This window comes from Geoalkalibacter subterraneus (assembly GCF_000827125.1).
GTDB lineage: Bacteria > Desulfobacterota > Desulfuromonadia > Desulfuromonadales > Geoalkalibacteraceae > Geoalkalibacter_A > Geoalkalibacter_A subterraneus.
This window is the reverse complement of the sequence record NZ_CP010311.1, coordinates 1701557-1718826: the sequence shown is the minus strand read 5'-3', so window position 1 is coordinate 1718826 and position 17270 is coordinate 1701557. Positions and strand designations below refer to the sequence as shown.

Below are 17270 nucleotides of genomic sequence, written 5' to 3'. Positions count from 1 at the left end.
TCTTTTAGTTCAACTGCTGCATCAATTGCTGTGCAGCGTCCCTTTCGGGGAAGGAGTCGTGCTGCAACGCTCTCTGGAGGGATTGGCGGGCCTGTTGTTTTTCCCCCGATGCGTCGTAAGCCAAAGCGAGATGATAGTGAACCGAAGGGTGGTCAAGACGGGCGGCGGCGGCTTCAAGAACTTTGCGTGCCTGTTCAGTTTCTCCGTTGTGAAGCAGAGCATACCCGAGAGTGTCGAGGACCGCAGATTCGGTCGGGGAAAGGCGGTAGGCACGATATGCCAACTGAAGGGCCTCCTGGCGCTTTTCAGGCTGGTCAAGGTAGAGGTAGGCCAGATTGTTCAATGAGGGACCATGCATCGGATTTTGCGCCAGAAGCTCCTCATAAACATCAACCGCCTGATCGACCTGTCCCTCGATCTGCAGCAGCGAAGCTTTGGCAAAAAGACCACGAGAAAATCCCGGATATTCTTTAATGAGCTGATCCAGTAGTCTCATTGCCTGATCGCGTTTATCCTGCTGCACAAGGAGACTGCTTTTCTGCAGATAGAGGTTTTGAGGCTCAGAACTTCTCTCAATCCCTTTGTCAAGTGTTTCATGGGCTGCATCGAGATTTCCGCCCTGGCGATGAATGGCAGCCAGAAGAAGATAACCAGCTGGCGCGCCGGGGTTTCTGGAAATCCGCTGCTCGCCGAGACTCAGGGCTTTATCGTTCTGGTCATTGGCGACATAAGCGGCAGCCAACAGCGCCCCGCCGCGATCCGGACTGGATTCAAAGAGACGTTCAAAGTATTTGATCGCCTGAGCTTTCCGGCCCAGGTCACTGCTGAGACGACCGGCGAGCTCAAGAAGCGTCGCCTCTTCACGTGCGATGTTCAGGCCTGCTTCGACAACTTCCAGCGCCTGAGCTTTTTCTCCTTTTCGAACAAGATAGGTCGCCAACGCTCGGAATGCTTCAGGATTCCTGCTGTCGAGAGCCTTGCGATAAGCATTTTCCGCTTCGTCATCACGGCCGAGCCCTTCGAGCAGCGCTCCTTCGAGAAGACGTCCACGGAGGTTGTCCGCATCGACGGAAAGAAGTACCCGTGTCTCATCCAGAGCTTTCTCCGGCTCACCCATGCGAACATAGAGGTTTGCCAGGTTCAGGTAGGAGGGCTCAAACGAGGGGAACACTTTTTTTGCCATCTCAAGAACCTCAATCACTTTATCGGTGTTGCCTGAGCGCAGGTGAATCTGCGCCATGCGATTGAGGTAGAGGGCATCTTTTTCTTCATCATTCAAGCCCTCTTCAAGAACAGCAAGCGCCTTGTCGAGTTCCCCTTTGCGCTGCAGAAAACCGGCCAGCAGCAACCGCGACCCGACGACGTCAGGACTGACATCAACCGCCTGCCGCAGAGACTCCTCACCACCGACGATGTCTCCCTGGCCGAATTCGACAAGGCCTTTTTTGACATAAAGCATGGATTGGGAGGGGTCCAGGTCGATGGCGACATCAAATGCCTTCATCGCTTCTTCATATTTCCCCTGCGCTGCGAGAGCGCTGCCCAGCAGGTTATGCGGCACAGGGTTTCCAGGCGCCAGGACGATGGCTTTTTCTGCCTCGTAGACAGCTTCCTGGGGACGTTTCTGGCGCAGCAGGGTCGTGGCTACCAGAATACGTGCGGGGAGGTTTTCCGGCTCGAGGTCGAGCATTTTCTGAAAATGATTCAGGGCCAACTCAAAGTTGTTGAGGCGAAAATAACTCAAACCGAGATACTGGTGCGTCTGAATATGTTCACTCACTCGCAGGGATTCCTGAAGACTGATAATGGCAGGCTCATACTGATCCTTTTGGTAAAGGACAAATCCCTCAAGCTGATGCCCTTCTGCGCCTTTGGGATAAATGCGCTTAAGATTTGCGGCATAGTCCTCAACGGCCTCAATGTCGCCCTCTTCCAACGCGATCAGCCCGAGTTGATAAAGTGCGGCAGGGTCCTTTGGATCTTCCTTGAGAACCACCTCCCAGGCATTTTTATACGCTTCGACATCACCTGCCCGCCGCTCTATACGTGCCGCAAGATAGGCCGCGTCTTTGACTTTGGTTCCTGAAGACAGAATTGCATCCGTTATGCGGCGGGCGCCTTCAAGGTCATTCTGTGCGAGCATTACACGGGCAAGGCCGAGGCGGGCATCTTCTCCTTCGGGGTTGATCTCCAGGGCTTTTTCAAAAGCAGCCATGCTCCGCTGCCATTCACGCTGATGAAAGTAGATACGACCCAGCACGAGATATGCTTCACTGTCCGCGGGATGTTCAGAAAGATAGGTGTTGACCTCTTCAATCGCCTTCTGCGGCTGGTCCATGGCAAGATAGACTTGCCCCAGATCAAGCCTTGCGTTGAGATTGGCGGGGTTCTGCCGAACGACCTTCTGAAACTCCTTCTCGGCGCGGTCGTACTTTTCAGTCTCAAGGAAGAGCTTGCCGAGCTGATAGCGGGCGGGAACAAAATTGGGATCTTTCTCAAGGGCGTTATTCAGCAGGACAAGTGCTGCTGAGTAATTTCCGGATTCAAGATTGCTCACTCCTTCTTCGAGCAATTCTTCTTTACTTTTCGAGCCACAGGCAGCAATGAGAACAAGATTAAGTAGAAGGATAAGAAGAAGAAATTTTTTCATTTTCAATGTCACACTCCCTGCCGAAAGATAAAAACAAGATCACTCACTATGGACAACGTTACAAACAATCCCACGAAAATGGTCGAAATCAAGGGGTTTAAGAAAAAAACGCGAGTTGGGGATCTTCTTCATGAGACTGATTAATTCGCGCGAAAGCCCTTCAGAAAGAATAAACACCGGGATTTTCCATTCACTGATCCGAAGAAAAAAAGGAGCGGCCATGGGATAGCTGCCAATAACCAGAGAGTAACGACCTGGATCCCACTTTTCAGGCTCCATGACCAGAGGTGATTCGACTTCAACACCCTCACGTAAAAAGATGGCCTGGCAGATACGGAAAAAATGGTCGTCGTCAACAAGTAAAATCTTTTTTTTCATTCTTCAGAAACCCACCGGGTTTCCCTCCGATCACCTGTTCAAGAGATTTGCCATAAGTCAGCACAGATTTAACTCCAATGCCAGTATAATGCCAACTCCTTAAGTATTTGATATAACAAGTTTTTAAGAACGAACATCAAGCACTCCAGCTTAATATGCTTCCAAAAGAAACAGTTTACAAAAAAAGGCTGTCTCTTTTGGAGACAGCCTTTTCAAGGCGTTGTTTTTATTAACTTTGTGAGTGTTTCAATCAGGGACACATTTAACGGTGAGCCTCATATTCAGGTATCGCCCAAACCAAAATCCTTTATTTTTTTGTATAGGCCCTTGCGCGAAATACCCAGGATACGCGCCGCTTCGGATTTATTTCCCCTGCATTCGAGCAATGCATTCGATATAGCATCAGCCTCAACCTCTTTGATGGACTTCAATGAAGCTTTATCGTTGCGGCATGTTGATCTGGAGGTTATCTCGGCAGGGAGCTGATCTGGGGAGATTTCAACCCCACGGGAGAGAACCACGCAGCTTTCGATGACATTGCGCAGCTGGCGGATGTTTCCGGGCCAATCATATCGGCACAAGAGAGGCATGACCTCGTCTCCGAAAACCAGTATCTTATTTTCCCGAGCGCAGAATTCACGGACAAATTCAGACACAAGCAACGGAATATCTTCGCGGCGCTCACGCAAGGCGGGCACTTTGATCTGCACCACGTTAAGGCGATAATAGAGGTCTTCACGGAAATTACCGTTAGAAATCTCTCTTTCCAAGTCACGATTTGTGGAAGAAACCAGCCGGAAGTCCAGGTGGATCTTCTGGTTACCACCGATGCGCTCAATCTCTTTTTCCTGAAGAACGCGCAGCAATTTAGCCTGTACAGCGTGGTCCAGCTCTCCGATCTCGTCGAGAAAAAGTGTCCCCCCGTCTGCCTGCTCGATTCGACCAATACGCCTTGAAGTCGCGCCGGTGAACGCCCCTTTCTCATAACCAAACAGCTCGGCTTCGATCAGTTCATGGGGGATAGCGGCACAGTTAACTGCCACAAATTCGTGGTCGCGGCGACTTCTGGACTGCTCGTGAAGGGCGCGAGCGATCATCTCCTTGCCGGTTCCGGTCTCACCCTGGATCAGGACACTGCTCTCCGAATCGCTGACCGCTTCAACAACTTCCTGAATCCGCAGAATGCTGGGGTGGTTGCCAATGATGCGCGAAGTCTCTTTTCCACGAGCCAGGCGCTGCCGAAGCTGCGACAATTCGCGTTTAAGTCGGCGCTGCTCCACTGCGCGGGAAAGGATCCCTTTAAGGTTGACGTAATCCGGAGGCTTGATGAAATAGTAGAAAGCACCGCCGGTCATGGCGTCGACAGCGGATTCCACAGTGCCGTAGGCGGTAAGAAAAATGACAGGGATATCAGGGCGTTTTTCTTTAACGTAATGGAATATGTCCATCCCGGTGCCGTCAGGCAGCTTCATGTCGGTGACAACTGCATCAAAGTCCCGCGCCGCAACAGCCTGGCAGGCGCCGTCCACATCCATGACCGCCTCAACGGAATATCCGGATTCCGACAGGATGGCGGAGATGACTTTGAGCGCATTGGGCTCGTCGTCAATGACAAGAATCTCACCCACAGTACTCATATCACCTCTTGTTTTGAATCGGATTGCCATAAAATTTTTCGAGCCCCCTCGATCAAAGCGGGGTTGCGCCTTTCGAGATTTTTTTCAATTTCTGCAATTTCTGCCAGATAAGGACCACGCCAGCCGTGGTAGTTCAATTCCGGGCCGATGGGGTGAAAGACAACTCCCCAGCGCTTGAGGAGCAAATGGAGCCCTTTGGCCATAACCGCGTACCAATGAGTGATGCCAAGTCTTTTGCTTTCAGCATAAAGGTGCATATAGATACCGGCAACAATCTCGTTTTCGCTTTTGCGACGGTCATGGGCTGATGCTGCGGACAAAGCCTGCTCGGATTCATACGCTGGATCGCCATGAGAAAAGATCAGCTTGTCCACCGCACGGCGACGGAAATGTTTGCTGACAGCAAGGCGAGATATTTCTCCTGAAAACTCTCGCGGGGGTGGTTTGAATTCACTAAAAAAAGAACAATGACATTCAATCGGAAAGCGATCCACCTCGCAGCCAACTATCACGCGGCTTGTGCCAATGACATCCTCTGGTGAAGCCCCTTTTACTCGAGCCGCAATCTGAACAGAGTGAGAATCAAATTTGTCGGCTTCAATTCCGCCGGGATGGTCTTCTTCTTTTTCAAATCCCCACTCCAGGCAATACACCTGATAGCGCAGGCGAAAAATAGCCGTACGGATATTCTCGGGGACATCAGGGTACAAACCACCCTCAAACTCAAAATAGCCCATCTATCCCTCCCGTCCTTTCCGCTCTGAAAAACCGGCCCCTGGTATCTGTAAAGATCTCTTTAAAAAATCCGTCGGCTTTTTTTACACAACAATTCCCTCTCAGTGAAAATAAACCATAAAATTGTTAAATTTCAACCACTTAAAAGTTGGCAAAGTGATTGCATTAATAATAACGCAGATTTGAAAAAAACAGAAATAAATAAATTCCATTAACCCCCAAAAGAAGGAGATTGAAAATGAAAAAAGTCCTATTGCTCCTTGCTGCAATGAGTTTGCTTGCAGCGACTAGCGCACCGGCGGCCTTTATCAACAGCTATTGGGATCTGAATGCTGTTGACAATGCCTTTTTCCCTGTTGGTACTGGCGATGGCATTACAGAAGCCTTCAATGAGATCACTTATTATGCCAAAACAACGTCAGAAATTACGGCCACCGGCTTCGTATCCGATGCCGGCCTGGCCAGAGCAACCGGTCTGAACTTTGTTTCGGGTAACAGCCCCGGCGACGATGAAGGATTCCTTACTGCCACAGGTTATGGATTCACGTTCGTATGGGACGACCTGGAAGGCGTTGTCACCTCCAATGTCGACGGCGTCATTGAGGCGCTGTACACTTCCGGGACATTCGATTTCTACATTGATTATGACCCCTATGCCACCAACATGGAAAATCCCGCCTCCTTCGCTGATGGCGCCCGTGTGGCCACCGTTGATGTGACCTCCGGCAGCTACCGGCTCGACACAAACGGCAACGCAGGCAGCTCCTACATCATCAACGGCGAATTTTCCTATATTCTTGATAACTTCTGGTACAACGCCGATACGGGCGAAGACCTTGCTGACGAATTGGTCGGCAAGCGCTGGGTGACTGCTTATACCGCAGGCGACAACGACCCCGCCTCTTTGAATATCACAGAAGATGGTGACGGAAACCTCATCGTGTTCTCAACTCACGATTCCTCCATCAGCGTTGGCGTGATCCCCGAGCCGAGCACCATCATTCTTCTCGGTGCAGGCCTGCTTGGTACCGGCATCATGCTGCGCCGCAAAAACCGCAAGTAAGTAAAAATACAATCTTAAAATTCGATTCCATAAGCGCGGCCTTCGGGCCGCGCTTTTTTATTCTCAAATCACCCGCCCTTCTTCTACCCCATACCGTTTATTTCCGTACCGCCCCCACCATCAAGGCCGCAGGCAGAATGATCAGGTCGCTGACAAACGCAAAAAGCATGATCAACGCACAGAGGAAACCGAACTGAACGGTCGGCACAAAGCTGGAGAAGACCAGAATCCCGAAACCAAAGACAAGGATCAGGGACGTCGACAGGATCGGGCTGAACTTTTCGTTGATGCTGGCACGGATGGCCTCGGCGCGTGGCGTGCCGCTTTCCCGCTGGTGCTGGTATTCGGTCAGGAAATGGATGGTATCATCGACGGCGATGCCGAGGGCGACGGCAGAGATTATGGCCGTCGCGGTATTGAGCGGGATGCCGAACAACCCCATGACGCCAAGATTCATAATGATAGGCAGGGCATTGGGGATAATGGACAGGCACCCCAGTTTGAAGGAACGGAACACGAAGAACAACACCAGGAAAATGACGACAAACGCGGTGGAGAGACTTTTGACCTGACTCTCGACAATGCTCTTGACCAGTTTGTTGACCAGGAAAGTTTTACCGGTGATGTTCACCTCGATCGCGGGGTCGTCAATGGTGCGCGTGAGATACTCGTCGATATCGGAGATGATATGGTTGAGTCGCTGGGAGCTGTGTTCGGTCAGGCGTGCCGATATTCTCACCCAGCTGTAATCCAGGTCGGCAAAGTTACGCAGCTCATCTCCATCGTAGAGCAGCAGGTACTGGGCGGCGAGCTGGCGACTTTGCGGCAGCACGTGATGCTCGAGCTGGTCGGCATGAAACGCCTGGTTCATCTGTTTCAGGAAGTCGACCAGGGACGTCGTCTTTGAGACGACCTCTATCTCTTGAAGGTAGCGAGAAATCGCCTCGATTTTTTCGAGGTTCTGCGGCTCCAGGAAATACTCCCGCTCATCGCTGCGCAGTGAGATTTCAAGGGTATTGACCCCGCCGAGGCGGCTGTCGACAAAATCGGTATCCTGGCGGATCTCACTGCCCGACCGGAAATATTCAAGCAGATTGGTTTCCACCTGCAACTGTGTTGCCCCGTATACAAAGAGGGCCAGAACCGCAATGGAGCCGGCAAGAACTGGTTTGTACCAGAGGGTGACCCGGCTCCCGGTCCACTCGCTGATACGATCAAGTCCCTTGAAAACCGTTTTGCTCTGAGCAGCGATCGGGCGTTTTTTCCCCCACAGCCACAACCCCAGGGGAATCAGTGTCATTGAGAGGTAAAATTCGACCAGCATTCCCCCCGCCGCGGCAAACCCGAAATGACGGATGGGGGGGATATCACTGAGCCCGAGGCTGGAAAAACCGATTGCGGTCGTCAGGCTGGTGAGAAAACAGGGAACGGCAAGACGCTGCATGGCGTCCCTGATGCGTTTCTGCAGATCGGCCCCTTGCGTCTGCAGAAACTTCTGCAGGATATGGATGCTGTCGGAAACCACCAGCGCCATGATCAGAGGCGGCAGGATCGAGGTCATGGGGCTCATGGCGCCACCGGCAAAGTACAGAAAGGCCATGGTCCAGACCAGGCAGATACTGATATTGATCAAGGAGATGGTCACGGCCGGCAGGTTGCGCAGGAAAACCCACAGCAGCACGGCGATCAGCACATAGGTGATGGGCATGAAAAAGGCCATATCCCGATTCATGTAGGAGGCCATGCTGGTATCGGTGACCAGCCAACCGGCCACATGAAAGTCGATTCCCTCGGGAAGCTGTGGATGTTCGCTGAAAAACGCCATGACATCCGCCACCAGGCGGGCGTCAAAACCATCGTCCTCACTGCCGGTCGTGCGAATCAGAAACAACCCGGCCTGCAGATCTTCGGAGACGACGTTCCCCTTGATCAGGGGGTTTCGCTCGATGCGCTCCAGGATATGCCGGATTTCCTGCTCGCCTTCCGGGCGTGAAGGCACGAGGGGTTGTACGATAAAATCGGTCTCGGTGCCGAGAATATCCTCCACGCTCGTGATGCTGACCACTTCCCGCACACCGGAGATATTCTCCAGGTCCAGCGTCAGCAGATCAATCCGGTCGAGAAATTCATCGGTGAACATGCGGGGGCTCTCGTATCCCACCACCAGAAATTCATCTTCACCGAATTGATCCTTGAAACTCTCGTAAAACTCAAGGTCGGGATCGTTTTCGATAATCAGTGATTCGACAGAGGTCTCGACAGGCAGGTTGGCGTAGAAATACCCGAAAAAACCTGTCAGCAGGATAAGAAACGCAAGATACAGGCGGGAGTGGCGGAAAATCAGATCGCAATTTTTGCCGACGAGTTCTTTCAGCATGTCTGTTGTCCCTGAAATTTAAAAATGGTATTTGGCCTTGAGGAACACCTGGTCGTTATCGTCGTAATAGCCGAGGAACGTATCCTGATCACCCCCGAAGATGTTGAGGCCGAGGGTGAGGTCGAGATTTTTCACACCGCTGTAAACAATGCCGGGTTCCAGGTAATACCCACCGTCGTGCAGATCGTAGTTGAACCGCAGGTAGCCCTCGACAGTTCCGCGCAGCCCTTCCTGCCGGACTTCTCCCAGCAGCGAAACATTATGCCGGTCGAAATACATGATGGAGTCGTCGTAATTGTGGATATAGCGGTGAGATAATTGAAGGTTGCCGTAAAAACCGGAGACACCGGTGTAATCTCCCCCGACAACTGTATGCAGTACCGGGCGGGTATCCGAGGTGAGATCATTGAGCAGGAATGAAGTATGGTCGATGTACGCTGATTCGCCGCGCACCCCGAAGACCCCGAGAGTGGATTCAAATTCGAGGCCGACAATGGTCTGGCGCGGGTAATAGACCTCGATCCGCTCATCTGTCAGGACGGCATCATCGAGGGCCTGAAGAACCCCCCGAGAAGAAAACGACCCGGGAAGTGCCAGGTTTTTTATGGGGAATTTTCCGAAAAAGGGCAGATCTTCACGGCCGTGAAAAATGCTCGCCCCCCAGTCCCAACGTCCGATCGTGGTGGTAACCCGGGCACCGAACTCGCTGTTTTTCAATGTGTTGGGTGGGTCGTTTTCAGCGACGCGCAGCCCCATGAGGTAATCTTTCAAGTCCTCCGGCAGGGCCGCATCCCTCACATCGCCCTTAACGTGGCGGTAAATCCCCCAGTCGCTGTCAAAATAGTCCATATCGGCAGACTCGTGCCAGGGGATGAAAACCCCCTCTGCCGTCCATCCGTCGAAAAACCAGCGGGCGCGCGCCATCCATACGGGGAGCTTGCGATCCTCGAGTTCCGGAACGATAAATTCGCGCAGGTCCTGCGGATTGAGGTTGTCAACGGGGCTGAGCTGATCGGACTTTCCCCATCGGACAATCTGCTTTCCGAGTTCGATTTCAAAGGGGCCGTTTGCCAGCAGGAGCTTGTTTTCATAGAGCTCAAGATCGAAGTCCCGCTGAGAGCGATCATTCCCCATGTAGAGGTAATCGGCTTCAACTGAGAGGTATAATCGGGAGCGCCAGCCCCCGAGCTGCTTCATCCCCTGCGCCGGCCACTCGAGCCATAAACGTCCGACGCCGCGCACAAGCTTGTCGTGTTCATTGAAATCGTCGTCGTGCAGATCGGTGCCGCCGCGGAGCTCGATCATTCCCCCAAGGTCGAAAGCCGGGGGTTGATCCGAAGCAACAGCCTCAGGCTTCGCCTCGCTTCCATCGTCAAACAACAGTATTCGTCCTGAGTCCACGGGGGCAGAATCGACCGGCTCAGCAAAAGATTGTGACGCCAGAACAACTGCAGCACACCACAGAGCGACAAAAAAAACTCGACGGCCGGGGTTACTGGCTCTCAAGATACCTTTGAGTAAAAATGTCATCGGAGAGGCCTGTGTCGTAGGACGTTTCAAGATTGGCAATGATGGTTTTATGGCCACTTTCTGCATCTTCCATCACGACCTTGGTTTCGGTCCAGTACCCCTGAATATTCTCCAGGCTGAGGACCTGGTATGTTTTGACCAGACGGTCATTTCTTTGGTAGTACTCGACGCGCAGCGGCATATCGATCTCCGGTGCGACCCAGCTTTTGACCAGGGTATAGCTGCTGGTGGTGTCTTCTTTCGGACGGCTTTCCAAAACAAGGGTCACCATCGGTCCGATTTTTTCCGAGCCGGCAATCTTATGGCTCCAGCTATCTACGGGGCGACGCTCCATGTCCTCGTAGGAAAAATCGCTATTCACGAAGCTGTGACCTTTCTGGCTCGAAACAATGCGCCGTGTTCGCCGCAGGGCCGGCAGGTAAAGAAACTGCTCGGTATCGCCCTGCCCTCTCTCAAACACCAGAAATCCGGTCCCGCTGATATCGGCCGGCGAAGTAAAACGAATAAGTTGGCTTCGCTGGCCCTTCTGATCCATGCCGTAAACCTGAAATTCGCGCTTGCGAACCGAGCCTTTTGCTGAGATCAGCTCCATAACGGCATGAGATGTCATATCCTCGCCGACGGGGCGATCATAAACTCTTTGCGCCAGCTCACGCCCGGAAAGTTCGGAGCCTGCGGCAGGGTGGCTTTCAGAGGCGAAGCTGGTCAAGCCTCCTCCCAGCAAAAAGGCAGTAAAAACAATAGCAGCTTTTGTTATGATCGAGTTGAATCGAAGATGACGCATTTTTGACTCCAAAGTCCTTATTTTAACCTTATTTAGCGAATCAGGAATTTTCAGACATAGCAGATTCCCGTGATTTTGACCATGAAATCTCTCTTTGACTTTAATTTGTCTGGGTAGCAGCACTTTTGGGGTAATGAAACTTTAATTTTTTGCATGCTTTTTGCAGATTCCATGCCTGAGTTCACTTTATTCCGGGGGTTCCAAATGCAGGTAAATGATCTGATTTCACATGAATTTTCGCGCAATATCGGCCTTCTTTCCGAAAACGACATGCAGAAGCTGCTGCAATCGCATGTTGCCATCGCAGGCTGCGGAGGCGTGGGCGGCATTCATGCCCTGACCCTGGCGCGCATGGGGATCGGAAAATTCAGCCTGGCTGATCTCGATGAATTTGAGCGCGAAAACATCAGCCGCCAGTTTGGAGCCTATCAGAGTACCGTCGGAAGGCATAAAGCCGAGGTGATTGGGGAAATGATCCGCGACATTAACCCCGAAGCGGAGGTTCATCTCTACAAGGAAGGGATCTCGACAAAGAATGTCACCGAGTTTCTGCAGGAGGCGGACCTGTATGTCGACGGAATGGAGTTTTTTGAATTTGATATCAGGCGTCTGTTGTTCAACACCTCGCGCGAAATGGGGATTTACGCACTGACATCAGCGCCCCTGGGATTTGGAGGCACTCTGCAGGTTTTTGCCCCCGATGGGATGACATTCGATCAGTATTTCGGAATTCGCGAAGGGATGAGCTACGAGGAGAAGATCGCGGCCTTTGCCGTCGGAGTGGCCCCCTGGCCCTATCAGAAAAAATACATGGATCTCTCCAAAGTCAGCTTCAAAGCGAAAAAAGGGCCGGCGGTGGCGCCGTCCTGCACGCTGGCCTCGGCGCTTGTCGCCGCAGAGGTGGCGAAGATCCTCTGCCAACGCGGCAAAGTCAAACCCGTCCCCCACTACATCCAGATCGACCTGATGCTGCGCAAGTTCAAAACTTCCCGAGTGTGGGGCGGAGGCAACAATCCGCTGCAAAGGCTTAAAGCCTGGTTTGCGCTGCGAATGATCCGCAGATCTCTATCACAGGGCTAGGCTGGAAGCAACCTTTCCGACCTGCAGGTCTCCGCGGTAAAGAGCGTAGGCATTGTGGCGCGAAGCAATATCATCAATTCTGCCGAAATACGGCGCCCTGGGGCCATGGAACTCGATCTCCGGCCCTATTTTCTTGAGATGAATATCCTGCTTGCTCAACAGGCGGGGCAGGCCCTGGGCCATCGCGGCACACCAGTGCGTCACTCCGAGCCGCCTGCTCTCCAGGGCAACACATTCAAAAAGACCCCTCACAATGTTATAATCTGAACGGTATTTTCTGGGAACGGACAGGCGGGAGATTTCACAGACCTGATCGCGGCAACCGACCATGCGATCAAGATCCAGTCCAAAATGTTTTTCAACAGGGAAGCCGAGGTGACTGTTTTTTATCAATCGAACGGTTCCGGCCACTTCTCCATTTGATTCATAGAACGCGGCAAAATGAACCGATCTGTTGTCATAGACATCGGTTTCGAGGCCGTCCGGATGATCCGAAACTTTCTCAAACCCTCTTTCAAGGCAATAAACGTTATATCGAAGCCTTAAAATCTCACGAAAACACTCCGGATGATCCTCCGGTTGAATACGTGCAAATTTAAGCAAAATTTGATTCCTCCCTGAGTGGTGGGCAGCAATTGAAACCTCCCTAGTTGATAGCAAAATCAAATCCAACTTTCTATCAGATATGTAAGTTTCGCGCCCCCTTCAAATAGCGACAGAATTTACTTTGTAATTTCAGGCGATTGAAAACGTCGTAAAAACAATAAATTTTCTAATTACAGAACGCTATACCCACTTTTTGAATTGCGTGTGAATACTAACTCTAGAATGATAGGCAAATCAACATTTTTGTCGGCTTTTCGCACACTTAATTATTAGCTTTCGCTGAAACAGGTTCCCCTTTTTGTCGCTATCAGCAGACAGAATAATTCTCCATTCCATTGTCAGATGCATCTTTTCCTTCCCCCCCTCTCGGCTTGAGTGCTGTCGCTCACAGGTGACACTTTCGTGATGACTTTTCATTCTGACATAAAAGGAATCACACCAGGACAGAGCCTTTCCTTAATGAACCACTTTTTTCTTCGTAATTTCAGTACCTTTTTTCTTTCCGTCCGTTCTTGACGAAACGCTTTCTCCTGCTACCTTTACTGTTAAAAGGTGCTCTGAAACTGCAGCAGGGCGGAGAAATAGCTTTTCCGCCCTGCTCTTTTGGGTGCCAATGTTTATTTGGGAGGTTTATTTTTCCGCTGTACCCACCATTTCAAGAATTTTATTGCTGCGCTCCAGAAAATCCTCCATCTGCTCCTTATCGAAAGCCTTGTGGCTGAGCATGGCCAGATCGTAGATCTGCTGGCCGAGCAGGCGGGCGTCTTCCTGCCTGCCCTCTTCCTTCATGGCGCGGATTTTCTTCACAACGGGATTGTTTTTATTGAGCAGCAGGGTGTATTCCTCCATGGCATCGCCAAGCTCCTTGCCCATCATGCGGGTCATCTCCTTGAAGCGGCGTGTGTGTTCTGAGAGCAGAACCATGGCGGGCACCGAGGGGTCTTTGAGGCTTTCGACCCGTACGGTCATCCCCTTTTTCTCGCCAAGCAGTTCCTCGAAGGCGGTCTTGATTTTTTCGTCGGCGGTTTTTTCATCTTCGCCTTCCACCAGCTTTGACCCCTGGTCCTCATCGATCAGGTTCTGGGTCACATCGGCGTCAACCCGCTCGAAGGTCACCCCCTTTTGTTTCATCTCGAGGAACTGGATGAAGTGGCTGTCGATCATGGCATCGAGAATCAGCGCCTCAAGCCCCTGGTTCTTGAACATCCTGAGATAGGTGGCCTGGGCGGCTTCATCGTTGGCGTAGAACATCTTGTTCTCGTGGCGCTCCTTGTTGCGCTCGAGATATTCGGGCAGGGTCGTGTACTTGTTCTCTGCGGTGGTGCGAAAGATGACCTGATCCTTGACCTTGTCGAAGAACTTGTCATCGCGCATCATGCCGTATTTGACGAAGGTGTGGATGTTGTCCCAGATCTCGGCGAACTGGTCGCGATCCTGTTTGGCGAGATCGACAATCTTGGAAGCCACCCGCCCGCTGATCACTTCGCGGATCTTGCGCACCTGGGGTTCGTTCTGCAGGTAGCTGCGCGACACGTTGAGCGGCAGGTCGGGAGCGTCGAGACAGCCCTGCAGCGGGGTGAGAAATTCCGGGATAAGTTCCGGGCAGTTGTCCGAAACGAACACCTGGTTGCAGTACAGCTTGATATGGCTCTTGGTCACATCGAATTCGGTCGAGAGACGGGGGAAATACAGAATCCCTTTGAGATTGAAAGGGAAATCGATATTGAGGTGAATCCAGAACAGGGGGTCATCCGATAGGGGGTAGAGCTTGCGGTAGAACTCGACGTATTCCTCATCCTTGATTTCGGAGGCGGAGCGGATCCACAGCGGCTCGCTGTCGTTGACCACGTCGCCGGCAAGCCGGATGGGCACCGGCAGGAAGTTGCAGTATTTCTTGAGAATCTCGCGGATGCGGGAAGGTTCGAGATAGTCCTTTTCGTCTTTGCTGAGATGCAGGATGACCTCGGTGCCGCGATCCTCTTTGTCGACCTCTTCGAGTTCGTAGCTGGTGGTGCCGTCGCAGCTCCAGTGCGCGCCTGCTGCATCCTTCTGGTAGGAACGGGAACGGATCTCCACCTTGTCTGCGACCATGAAGGAGGAATAGAACCCCAGGCCGAAATGGCCGATGATCTGATTCTTATCTTCGATATCCTTGAACTTCTGCACGAACTCCTCGGCGGAGGAGAAGGCGATCTGGTTGATGTATTTGCGGATTTCATCGGCGGTCATACCGATGCCGTTGTCCTTGACGGTCAGGGTGCCGGCGTCCTTGTCGACGCTGATGTCGATGGCGTAATCGTCGGCAATCTGCAGCCCTTCGATGACATTGACATGCTGCAGCTTATGAATGGCGTCGACCGCGTTGGAGACCAGCTCGCGCAGGAAAATTTCATGGTCGCTGTAGAGCCATTTCTTGATGATGGGGAAAATATTTTCGGTATGAATGGAGATGGTGCCTTTTTCGACTTGTTCTTTCTCGGACATGGATCAGAATCCTCCTTGTGGATATAATTTCGAAAGGCAAGGTAGGCATCATTATCAGGATTGTCAAGGTCAAGCCGCGAAGACGCTGCGCACAAGGTAGGCGGTGTAGCCGATATAAGCCGCCAGCAGCAGCGCACCCTCGATGCGATTGATGCGCCCGGCCCTCGACCGCATGCCGTAGCCGAGCACAAACAGCGACAGGGTCAGAACGCCCATCACCACCACGTCGCGTGAAAGAACCTCCGGTCCGACGGCCATGGGATGAATGGAGCCGGCGATACCAACGACCGCCAGGGTGTTGAAGAGGTTGGAGCCCAGCACGTTGCCCAGGGCAATATCGTGCTCCCCTTTACGGGTGGCCAGAACGGAGGAGGCCAGCTCCGGGAGCGATGTGCCGATGGCGACAATGGTCAACCCGATGATCATGTCGCTCACCCCGAAGCTGCGGGCGATATCGACCGCGCCCCACACCAGCACGCGCGAGGCGATAACCAGCAGCACCAGGCCGCCGATCAGTCGCAGCAGAGCACTGCGCAGGGGGACCGTCTGAGCGGCGAGTTCCTGCTCCACATCGGAAGCCAGGGGATCGTCTTTTTTCTGCATCCCCTGATATATGGTCCATCCCATCAACAGGGCAAAAACTGCAAGCAGCACGACGGCATCGCGGCGCGAGATCTGGCCGTCAATCAGTTGCAGGGCGGCGAAGATCGTCACGCCTGTCAGAAGCGGCAGTTCCTTGCGCAGGACCTGGGAATGCACCGTAATGGGGCTGATCAGGGCAGTGATGCCAAGGATCAACGCGATGTTGGTGATATTGGAACCGTAGGCATTGCCGAGCGCGATGCCGGGGTTGCCCTGCAGAGCGGAGATGGCGGAAACGACCATTTCCGGCGCCGAGGTGCCGAACCCCACAATGACCATGCCGATAAGCAGGGGGGGCATCCCGAAATGGCGCGCCGTTGCTGCAGCCCCTTCGACGAAACGATCCGCACTCCAGACCAGCAGCGCCAACCCGAAAACAACGGCAGCAACAGCAGTCAACATAGCGGTATCTCCATGAAATCAACTCGATTACTGTGACAGGGATGCATCCTGTACGAAAACAGTCTTCCCAATAGCATATCGCATTGGACGCATCGTCAAGGACCGCTCCCCCTGCCCTCTTCTATCAGCTCCACCAATCGCGCGAGACTATCTCCCTGCAATAGATGGCAGGGCACCTTAAACACCTTCGCGATGTCAGGGAGAAGGTTGTCTTTGCTCTGCGATCCCGTATCGAACAGGACGACCGAAGTCTGTTTATGACACAGTGCCGCCGCCCCGGATAAAACCTCCTGCCGTGGGTCGGCGCCGCGTTCGCGTGCGACATTGCCCTCACCATCGGAAAGGATGACCAGCAGCACCTGCAACCTGGGATCGCGGCGGCGCTCCAGTTCAATCAGCCGCCTTGCCTCATGCAGCCCTGCGGCGAAGGGGGTCGCGCCGCCAATGGCAAGACGCCGCAGACGCTGTCGAGCGAGAGTGCGGCTACGGGTGGGAGGCAGCTGCACCTGGGCGGATTGATCCCGGAAGGTCACCAGTGCCACGCGGTCGCGATTCAGGTAGGCACGCCGCAGCAGGGCCAGAACAGCGCCTTTGGCCAAAGCGATGCGGGAGGTTGTCCCCTCCCCCATGGAATCGGAGGCATCCACCAGAAAAACCACGAGGGTTTCATGCCGCCGGCGGCGGATCGTGCGGTAAACGTCCCTGGCCCGGATTTTAAGAGCGCCCCCACCACCCAGGGCAGCCGCACGCAGGGTACGGCCAAGGGCCAGCTCACGGTGGCCGCCGCTGAGGTGGTCCGGCACGGTGCGCATGACACCGCCGGTGCGACCGATGTTCTGAAATCGTCGGCCGCTATCACGAACGGTCCGCAGGCGGGTGATGCTGAGCGGCAGATCAGGCAC

13 protein-coding genes are annotated in these 17270 nt (G+C 53.1%); 2 read left to right on the top strand and 11 right to left on the bottom strand.

Going from position 1 to position 17270, the window contains the following annotated elements; translation table 11 throughout:
- Positions 1 to 4: 4 nt before the first annotated feature.
- From prsT to GSUB_RS07885, 4 genes are all read right to left on the bottom strand, one after another.
- Entirely contained in the window at positions 5 to 2650 is a 2646-nt protein-coding gene (gene prsT / locus GSUB_RS07900; RefSeq protein ID WP_040200117.1) for an XrtA/PEP-CTERM system TPR-repeat protein PrsT, read from the bottom strand.
- Between the two features lie 39 nt (positions 2651 to 2689).
- Positions 2690 to 3028, bottom strand: coding sequence for a hypothetical protein (locus GSUB_RS07895; RefSeq protein WP_040200115.1), 339 nt, complete (start codon positions 3026 to 3028; stop codon positions 2690 to 2692).
- A 281-nt stretch (positions 3029 to 3309) separates the two neighbouring features.
- On the bottom strand, positions 3310 to 4665 hold the full coding sequence (locus tag GSUB_RS07890) for a sigma-54-dependent transcriptional regulator (protein WP_040200114.1): 1356 nt from the start codon (positions 4663 to 4665) through the stop codon (positions 3310 to 3312).
- A complete protein-coding gene (locus tag GSUB_RS07885; RefSeq protein ID WP_040200112.1) occupies positions 4662 to 5402 on the bottom strand; it encodes a PEP-CTERM/exosortase system-associated acyltransferase in 741 nt (246 codons plus the stop codon). The genes GSUB_RS07890 and GSUB_RS07885 overlap by 4 nt, the downstream gene beginning before the upstream one ends.
- Positions 5403 to 5638: 236 nt before the next feature.
- Between GSUB_RS07885 and pepA the strand changes: the two genes are divergently transcribed.
- On the top strand, positions 5639 to 6463 hold the full coding sequence (pepA, locus tag GSUB_RS07880; protein ID WP_040200111.1) for a flocculation-associated PEP-CTERM protein PepA: 825 nt from the start codon (positions 5639 to 5641) through the stop codon (positions 6461 to 6463).
- Positions 6464 to 6560: 97 nt separating this feature from the next.
- Here the strand turns inward: pepA and GSUB_RS07875 are convergent, their stop codons facing one another.
- From GSUB_RS07875 to GSUB_RS07865, 3 genes are all read right to left on the bottom strand, one after another.
- Positions 6561 to 8840, bottom strand: a complete 2280-nt coding sequence (locus GSUB_RS07875) for an efflux RND transporter permease subunit (protein ID WP_052464747.1) — start codon at positions 8838 to 8840, stop codon at positions 6561 to 6563.
- Positions 8841 to 8858: 18 nt separating this feature from the next.
- Positions 8859 to 10220: a DUF1302 family protein gene (locus GSUB_RS07870; protein WP_040200110.1), complete on the bottom strand. Its 1362-nt coding sequence runs from the start codon at positions 10218 to 10220 to the stop codon at positions 8859 to 8861.
- Between the two features lie 112 nt (positions 10221 to 10332).
- The gene (locus GSUB_RS07865) at positions 10333 to 11079 is read right to left on the bottom strand and encodes an outer membrane lipoprotein-sorting protein (RefSeq protein WP_040202265.1); all 747 of its coding nucleotides are present in this window, start codon (positions 11077 to 11079) and stop codon (positions 10333 to 10335) included.
- 279 nt (positions 11080 to 11358) lie between these two features.
- On the opposite strand from GSUB_RS07865, the gene GSUB_RS07860 reads away from it, so the two are divergent.
- Positions 11359 to 12234 carry a ThiF family adenylyltransferase gene (locus GSUB_RS07860; protein ID WP_040200109.1) on the top strand — a complete coding sequence of 292 codons (876 nt, stop codon included), beginning with the start codon at positions 11359 to 11361 and terminating at the stop codon, positions 12232 to 12234.
- Here the strand turns inward: GSUB_RS07860 and GSUB_RS07855 are convergent.
- From GSUB_RS07855 to GSUB_RS07840, 4 genes are all read right to left on the bottom strand, one after another.
- The gene (locus GSUB_RS07855) at positions 12223 to 12906 is read right to left on the bottom strand and encodes an N-acyl amino acid synthase FeeM domain-containing protein (RefSeq protein WP_158414060.1); all 684 of its coding nucleotides are present in this window, start codon (positions 12904 to 12906) and stop codon (positions 12223 to 12225) included. The two genes, GSUB_RS07860 and GSUB_RS07855, sit on opposite strands and share 12 nt — an antisense overlap.
- A gap of 564 nt (positions 12907 to 13470) precedes the next feature.
- Positions 13471 to 15324, bottom strand: a complete 1854-nt coding sequence (htpG, locus tag GSUB_RS07850; RefSeq protein ID WP_040200107.1) for a molecular chaperone HtpG — start codon at positions 15322 to 15324, stop codon at positions 13471 to 13473.
- A gap of 69 nt (positions 15325 to 15393) precedes the next feature.
- Positions 15394 to 16368, bottom strand: a complete 975-nt coding sequence (locus tag GSUB_RS07845) for a calcium/sodium antiporter (RefSeq protein ID WP_040200106.1) — start codon at positions 16366 to 16368, stop codon at positions 15394 to 15396.
- Between the two features lie 95 nt (positions 16369 to 16463).
- Entirely contained in the window at positions 16464 to 17270 is an 807-nt protein-coding gene (locus GSUB_RS07840; RefSeq protein WP_040200105.1) for a VWA domain-containing protein, read from the bottom strand.

Coding starts and splice junctions, on each gene's coding strand:
- prsT (WP_040200117.1), bottom strand. CDS start 2,650: ATGAAAAAATTTCTTCTTCTTATCCTTCTACTTAATCTTGTTCTCATT.
- GSUB_RS07895 (WP_040200115.1), bottom strand. CDS start 3,028: ATGAAAAAAAAGATTTTACTTGTTGACGACGACCATTTTTTCCGTATC.
- GSUB_RS07890 (WP_040200114.1), bottom strand. CDS start 4,665: ATGAGTACTGTGGGTGAGATTCTTGTCATTGACGACGAGCCCAATGCG.
- GSUB_RS07885 (WP_040200112.1), bottom strand. CDS start 5,402: ATGGGCTATTTTGAGTTTGAGGGTGGTTTGTACCCTGATGTCCCCGAG.
- pepA (WP_040200111.1), top strand. CDS start 5,639: ATGAAAAAAGTCCTATTGCTCCTTGCTGCAATGAGTTTGCTTGCAGCG.
- GSUB_RS07875 (WP_052464747.1), bottom strand. CDS start 8,840: ATGCTGAAAGAACTCGTCGGCAAAAATTGCGATCTGATTTTCCGCCAC.
- GSUB_RS07860 (WP_040200109.1), top strand. CDS start 11,359: ATGCAGGTAAATGATCTGATTTCACATGAATTTTCGCGCAATATCGGC.
- htpG (WP_040200107.1), bottom strand. CDS start 15,324: ATGTCCGAGAAAGAACAAGTCGAAAAAGGCACCATCTCCATTCATACC.
- GSUB_RS07845 (WP_040200106.1), bottom strand. CDS start 16,368: ATGTTGACTGCTGTTGCTGCCGTTGTTTTCGGGTTGGCGCTGCTGGTC.